The 6,603-nt window shown below is 68.1% G+C and carries 3 protein-coding genes; 2 read left to right on the forward strand and 1 reads right to left on the reverse strand.

Annotation, left to right across the window (positions count from 1 at the left end; all coding sequences use genetic code 11):
* Positions 1–145 precede the first annotated feature (145 nt).
* Complete coding sequence (locus tag AD89_RS0113375; RefSeq protein ID WP_025779686.1) at positions 146–3,472, reverse strand: S41 family peptidase; 3,327 nt, start codon at positions 3,470–3,472, stop codon at positions 146–148.
* An 87-nt stretch (positions 3,473–3,559) separates the two neighbouring features.
* Between AD89_RS0113375 and argS the strand changes: the two genes are divergently transcribed.
* Both argS and AD89_RS0113385 read left to right on the forward strand, forming a co-directional pair.
* Positions 3,560–5,299, forward strand: coding sequence for an arginine--tRNA ligase (gene argS / locus AD89_RS0113380; protein ID WP_025779687.1), 1,740 nt, complete (start codon positions 3,560–3,562; stop codon positions 5,297–5,299).
* Between the two features lie 29 nt (positions 5,300–5,328).
* Complete coding sequence (locus AD89_RS0113385; protein WP_025779690.1) at positions 5,329–6,582, forward strand: MFS transporter; 1,254 nt, start codon at positions 5,329–5,331, stop codon at positions 6,580–6,582.
* Positions 6,583–6,603: the final 21 nt, after the last annotated feature.

Below are 6,603 nucleotides of genomic sequence, written 5' to 3' on the forward strand. Positions count from 1 at the left end.
TCTGATCCAGTCATCGAGTTTTCTCACGATGACTGGATCAAAAGTCGATGACTCCCCACGAGGTGGCTGGGCCGGGCGGACCCTCACGTCGCTTCGCGTGCGCTCGTGGCCACTCGGCGGGCGCCGGGCAGGTGGTGGTGCGTGATCAGTCCTCGGCAGGAGCGTCGGGCGCCCCGGCACCGTCCTTCTTCAGCGGCTGCACGCGCGGCGGTGGGAACTCCGGAGCCTGGGCGGCGGGACGGGCCTCCAACCCGGCGAACACCTCGGTGATGGCACGATCGAGCTGCGGATCGTCGGCGGCGAAGAGCTGACCGGGATCGTGCTCGACCTCGATATCGGGCTCGACGCCGTAGTTCTCCACACTCCAGCCCTTGCCCTCGATCCAAAAGGCATAGCGCGGCTGCGTCACTCCTGTTCCGTCGACGAGATCGTAGCGACCGTCGATGCCGACGACTCCGCCCCACGTGCGCACACCGATCACCGGGCCGATGCCCTTGGCCTGCACGCGTGCGTTGATGATGTCGCCGTCGGAGCCGGAGAACTCATTGGCCACGAAGACCACGGGTCCGCGCGGAGCATCCTCGGGGTCTCGGTCCATCTGGTCATAGCTGCGCGCCGCACCCCACGCGACCACTTGGTCGGCGAAGCGTTCGGCAACCAGAGCACTCGTGTGCCCGCCTCGGTTGAACCGCACATCGGCGATGACGCCCTCGCAGGCCATAGCCTGTCGCAGATCCCGGTGCAGCTGCGCCCAGCCGTACGAGGTCATGTCCGGAACATGGACGTACCCGATGCGGCCGCCGGACTTCTCGGCCACATACTCCCGCCGGGAGCGCACCCAGTCCTGATAACGCAGCTTCTCCTCACCGGCCAGTGGGATCACGGCAACCGTGCGGTCCTTGCGTCCGCGGCGCAGAGTGAGCTCGACGATCGTGTCCGCGGCCCCCTGCAGAAGAGCGGCCGGACCAGCCGCCTCGTCGACGGGCTGACCATTGACAGCCACGATGACATCGCCGGGCGCCGCTCCCACACCGGCCTGGCGCAGCGGTGACCTTGCCTCCGGTTCACTGCTCTCACCGGGAAGGATGCGAGAGACCGTCCACCCCTCAGCGCTCCGCTCAAGATCCGCACCGAGGAATCCGAGCTTCTTCGACGCATCGCCCAGTCCCGACGGCGGACTGACATAGGCGTGCGAGGTGTTGAGCTCGCCCACGGTCTCCCACAGCACGTCGACGAGGTCGTCATGAGTCAGCGCCTTCGCGGCCACGGCACGCCAGCGCAGGGTCACCGACTCCCAATCGACGCCGTTCATGTCCTCGCGCCAATAGTGGTCGCGCATGATCCGGGAGTTCTCCTCGAACATCTGCAGCCATTCGGCCCGACGGTCGAGCTCGAACCGCAGACGCGAGACGTCGACGGAGACGCAGTCATCATCGTCGGCCTCGACCTTCCGGTTCGCCGGGACCACGCTGATCGCATCGTCGCTGCGTACGACGAGCAGTTTGCCGTCTCCGGAGATCGCATACTCGTCGGCCTTGTCGACGACGGTGGTGACCTTCCGCTTGGCGAAGTCGAAGTGCTGGATGACCTCGGCGGGTTTGTCCCCGGCATCTCCGGCCCGTGCGGTGCCGAGCTCACCGGCTTCGACGTCGCCGGTGCGCAGCCAGACGAGACCTCCCTCGGCGGATTCGAGATCCCGGAAGACCCCCGAGGCGACCGGGAACGGCACGATGCGCTCCTCGGCTCCCTCGAGTTCGACCTCGACGGTGGCGGCCGGTTTGTCCCCGCGCCCACGTTCGGACTTCGCCTCCTCGGTGACCTCGCTGATCGCCCATCCGCCGGCGCTCGGTCCGAACGGTGCGGGCTCGTCCGCGGCCAAGGGCAACAGCCATGGTCGGGTGACGCCGTTGAACGACAGATCGAAGGAATGCTGGTTGTACGAAGGATCGAAGGTGCGATCGGAGAGGAACGCGACGAACTTCCCATCACGGGTGAACGTCGGCGAGAAATCATTGAACTTGCCCGTCGTCAGCGGCTGCGCCTCGCGATCCGACTTCACCTCGGCGATCATCAGCTGTGCGAGCAGCTCCTCACCCTGCGTCGGCTGCGACCACACGAGGTACTTCCCATCGGGTGAGAACCGCGGATCGCGTGCCTCGCCGTGTCCCGAATGCCCGACCAGACGTGTCCGTCCGTTGCCCACCTCGACGGTTCGAATCGACCCGTCGTGGGAGATCGTGGCGAGCATCTTCCCCGCCGGATCCGCCTGCAGGTGCAGGACCCGTCCCAGGGCCCCGGCCCCGATCCGCCGAGGCGGCCTGTCCCCGGTCACGGACGCGACCTCGATCGCGTCCTCCTCTTCGACATCCGTGATGTACGCGGCAAATCCGGTGTCCCCGAGGATGACCGGTTCGCGGGTGCGGATCGACGAATCCGCGCACAGTGCCCGGGCCGGGCCTTCGCGGTGGGCGAGCCAGAAGGTCTTTCCCCGCCATTCCACCACCGAGGCATTGCCGTTGACGTCGGGGCTGATGTGGTTGAGCCCGGTCTTCGGGTCCAGGGTGAGCGGCTGCACCTGAGTCCCCGGCAGAGTTACTGCGAGGGTGCGGACGGCCGCATCGAGGCTGTCGAGGATCTTGATCTCCCCACGGGAGTGCCAGACGATGCGGGTGCCGTCGGTCGTGGCGTCACGGACATAGCCGGTGGCCTCGGTCTGATGAGTGAGCTGCCGTGGTACGACCGAGTCATCATCTGAACTCGCCGAGGTGGCCAGTCCGTCGATGATCCACAGGTTCGCCTGCTCGTCGGCATGGTGGGGGAAGGTCGCGGCTCGGTCCGAGGTGAACACGAGCGAATCGCCGACCCACAGCGGATCCGTCAGCGAGGCTTCATCCTCGCGCAGCAGACGCTGCCACCGGGCGCCGGACCCATCGCCGATGCCGGCAGCGTTCGCGTTGCCCACCCGGTCGAGCCACAGCCTCGGCGCGGTGCCTCCCCGGTAGCGCTTCCAGTGCGCGGGCGGACGGGAGAACGGAGTCGACAGGGCGGTCACTCCCGTGTGGTGCCGGGCCAGGCCCGAAGCACGACCGTACGACAGCCGATCGACCTCACCGTCGAGGCTCACGGACTTCACGACATGGTTGCGGACCTCGAACTCCCCGGCGTTCGCACCGACGAGGACATGGGCGGCATCGGCCCACCCGAGCATCGTCATCGCGGTCGACCCCAACCAGGTCAGCCGGCGCAGGGACCCGGTGGCCACTTCGGCGACCATGAGCTCCGGCTGGCCGGTGCGGAAGGACACGAACGCGACGTGCGCTGCATCGGGCGAGCTCCTCGGTGACCGGACAGGCGCATGATCGGAGGTCAGCCGCCAGGCGCGGCCGCCGGCGGAGGGAACCAGCCAGACATCGTCGTCGGCGGTGAAGGTGATGAGATCGGACTGGATATGGGGAAAGCGAAGATAAGTCACGTGACCCACATTACAAGCTCGACTGTGTGGTGGCCGCAGGTCGGAACCGATGCCCAGGCAACTTGCACCCGGCAATAGAATGGGCGCATGCCATCTCTGACTTCTGTGCTCACGGACCGTTTCGCCGCCGCCCTCACCCAGGCCTTCGGTGAGGACTTCGCCGGGCGTGACCCCGTCATCCGCAGCAGCCAGTTCGCCGACTTCCAGGCCAATGTGGCCCTGCCGCTGGCCAAGGAGCTGAAGTCGAAGCCGCGCGACATCGCCGCACAGATCGTCGAAAATCTTGACCTTCAGGGTGTGTGTGAGACCCCGGAGATCTCCGGACCCGGGTTCATCAACCTCACCTTCACCCCGGAATTCCTCGCCTCCACCCTCGAAGCCGGGGGCGCCGCAGCGGCACCGGCGAACGATGCCCCGCAGGCCATCGCCATCGACTACTCGGCCCCGAACGTGGCCAAGGAGATGCACGTCGGGCACCTGCGCACCACCGTCGTCGGCGACGCCCTGGCCCGCACCCACGAATTCCTCGGCAACACGGTCATCCGCCAGAACCACATCGGCGACTGGGGCACTCCGTTCGGCATGCTTATCGAGCACCTCCTCGATGTCGGAGTCGACTCCGACGAGGCCTCCGAAGTGTCCGAGAACCCGAACGCCTTCTACCAGGCGGCCCGGGCGAAGTTCGACTCCGACGAGGCCTTCGCCACCCGCTCCCGCGCCCGCGTCGTCAAGCTCCAGGGCGGCGACGAGGAGACCCTGGGCCTGTGGACAACCCTGGTCGGCTACTCCCGCGACTACTTCAACCGCATCTACTCGCTGCTCGACGTCACGCTCACCGACGCCGACCTCGCCGGAGAGTCCACCTACAACGACGTGCTCGCCGAGGTCTGCGACGAGCTCGAGGCCAAGGGCCTGGCGACGATCTCCGACGGCGCACTGTGCGTGTTCCCCGAGGGCTTCACCGGCCGGGAGGGCGAACCCCTGCCGCTCATCATCCGCAAGTCCGACGGCGGCTACGGCTACGCGACGACCGACCTCGCCGCCGTGCGCAACCGGGCGATCAATCTGGGCGTGGACCGAGCTCTCTACGTCGTCGGCACCCCGCAGGCCATGCACTTCGAGATGGTCTTCACCGTCGCCCGCGCAGCCGGCTGGCTGCCGGAGACCTTCAGCCCCGAACATGTGAAGATCGGCAATGTGCTCGGGTCCGACGGCAAGATCCTGCGCACCCGCTCCGGTGCGCCGCTGCGCCTGGCCGAACTCCTCGAGGAGGCCGTGACCCGGGCGAAGACGACTCTGGCAGAATCACACGTTGACTTCACCCCCGAGGAGGCCGACGAGGTCGCGCGCATCGTCGGCATCGGTGCGGTCAAGTACGCCGACCTCTCCGTCGCCCACGACACCTCGTACACCTTCGACCTCGATCGGATGCTCGCCCCCATCGGCAACACCGCCCCGTACCTCCAGTACGCCGGTGCCCGCATCCGCTCCATCGGCCGCAAGGCCGAAGCCGAAGGCGTCGATGCCTCCCAGGTCGCGAACGCCGCGATCAGCCTCGACGAGACGGCCGAACGTGAGCTCGCGCTGTCGATCCTCGGCTTCGCCGATGTGCTCACCGAGGTGGCCGCCGGGTCGACGCCCCACCGCCTGTGCACCTATATGTTCGATCTCGCCCAGGCGTTCACGTCGTTCTACGAGCAGTGTCCGGTGCTCATCGCCGAGACCGAAGAGCTGCGCGCCTCCCGTCTGCGGCTCTCGGCGATCGTGCTCGAGGTCCTCCAGGCCGGTCTCGGGGTGCTCGGCATCCGCGTTCCCGAGCGGATGTGAGTTCGCCTCAGCGACCCTCCGCGAAGAGGATGCTGCCCTGGATCGTTCTGGGCATCGTCATCCTCGCCCTCAACCTGCGCACGCCGATCATCGCGCCGACGGCGATCCTGCCCGACATCCAGGAGGGCACGGGATTCAGCGCGGCCGGGCTCGGTCTCCTCACCGGCCTGCCGGTTCTGCTGTTTGCGCTGGCCACGCCGTTGGCGGGGAAGTTCATCACCCGCCTCGGGGCCGAAGCCACGGTTCTCGCATGCCTGTCCGGCGTCCTGTTGGGCACGGTTCTGCGGTCGCTCGGCCCACCGTGGCTTATGCTCGTGGGCACCGGCATCATCGGTGTGGCGATCACTCTGGGCAATATCGTCGTGCCCGTGATCATCCGCCGCGAGGTCCCGTGGGAACAGGTGTCGTTGGTCACCGGCCTGTACTCGGCGATGATGAACGTCGGGTCGATGGCCACCCTCATCGGCACCGGCCCGCTGGCCGCGGCCTTCGGCTGGCGCTGGGCGCTGGCCGCCTGGGGCGTTCTCGCCCTCGCGGGCCTCGGTTTCTGGATGGTGCTCATCCGCGTGCGCGTGCGCCGCGAAGGGGAGGCCGCCCGCGCTGCCGTGGAGGCCGTCGACTCCGCTGACGACGCGTCCAGCACCGAGGCGGTCCCGGCCGCGAAGCAGTCGTGGGCCGAGGCTCCGGCTTCCTTCCGGTTGATCATCGCCCTGCTCATCATCACGTTCTCCGGCCAGTCGACCGCCTACTACACGACGACGACGTGGCTGCCGAGCTACCTCGGCGACACCATCGGACTCGCCCCGACCGCCGCCGGAGGCACGGCGTCCCTGTTCCAGATCGCGGCGATCCTCGGCGCCTTCGGAGTGCCGCTGCTGGCCGTGAAGTCGAAGCCGTGGGTGCCCGTGGCGATCGTTGCGGTCCTCTGGCTGTCCCTGCCCGTGGGGCTGCTGGCGGCCCCCGGCGCCTACTGGCTGTGGGCGACCACCGGCGGCATCGCCCAGGGCGGCGGGTTCACGGCGATCTTCTCGATCATCGCCCGCACCGCCGGCAGCGACGCCCAGACCGCGTCCGCCTCGGCGCGCGTGCAGTTCGGCGGCTACCTCGCAGCGACCCTGGCCCCGCCGTTCGCCGGTTGGCTCAACACCGCCACCGCCGGATGGACGGCCACGCTGCTGCTCATCCTCGCCGCCACCCTCGCGTTCACGATCACAGGGCTCGTGGCCGCCCGCCGAGCCGGCGGACTCCCTCGCAACGGGCGCGAGGTCCTCGACCCCGAATAGGCAATTGCTACCTGACGGCGG

Origin of the sequence: Brevibacterium sp. VCM10 (genome assembly GCF_000583215.1) — a bacterium.
GTDB lineage: Bacteria > Actinomycetota > Actinomycetes > Actinomycetales > Brevibacteriaceae > Brevibacterium > Brevibacterium linens.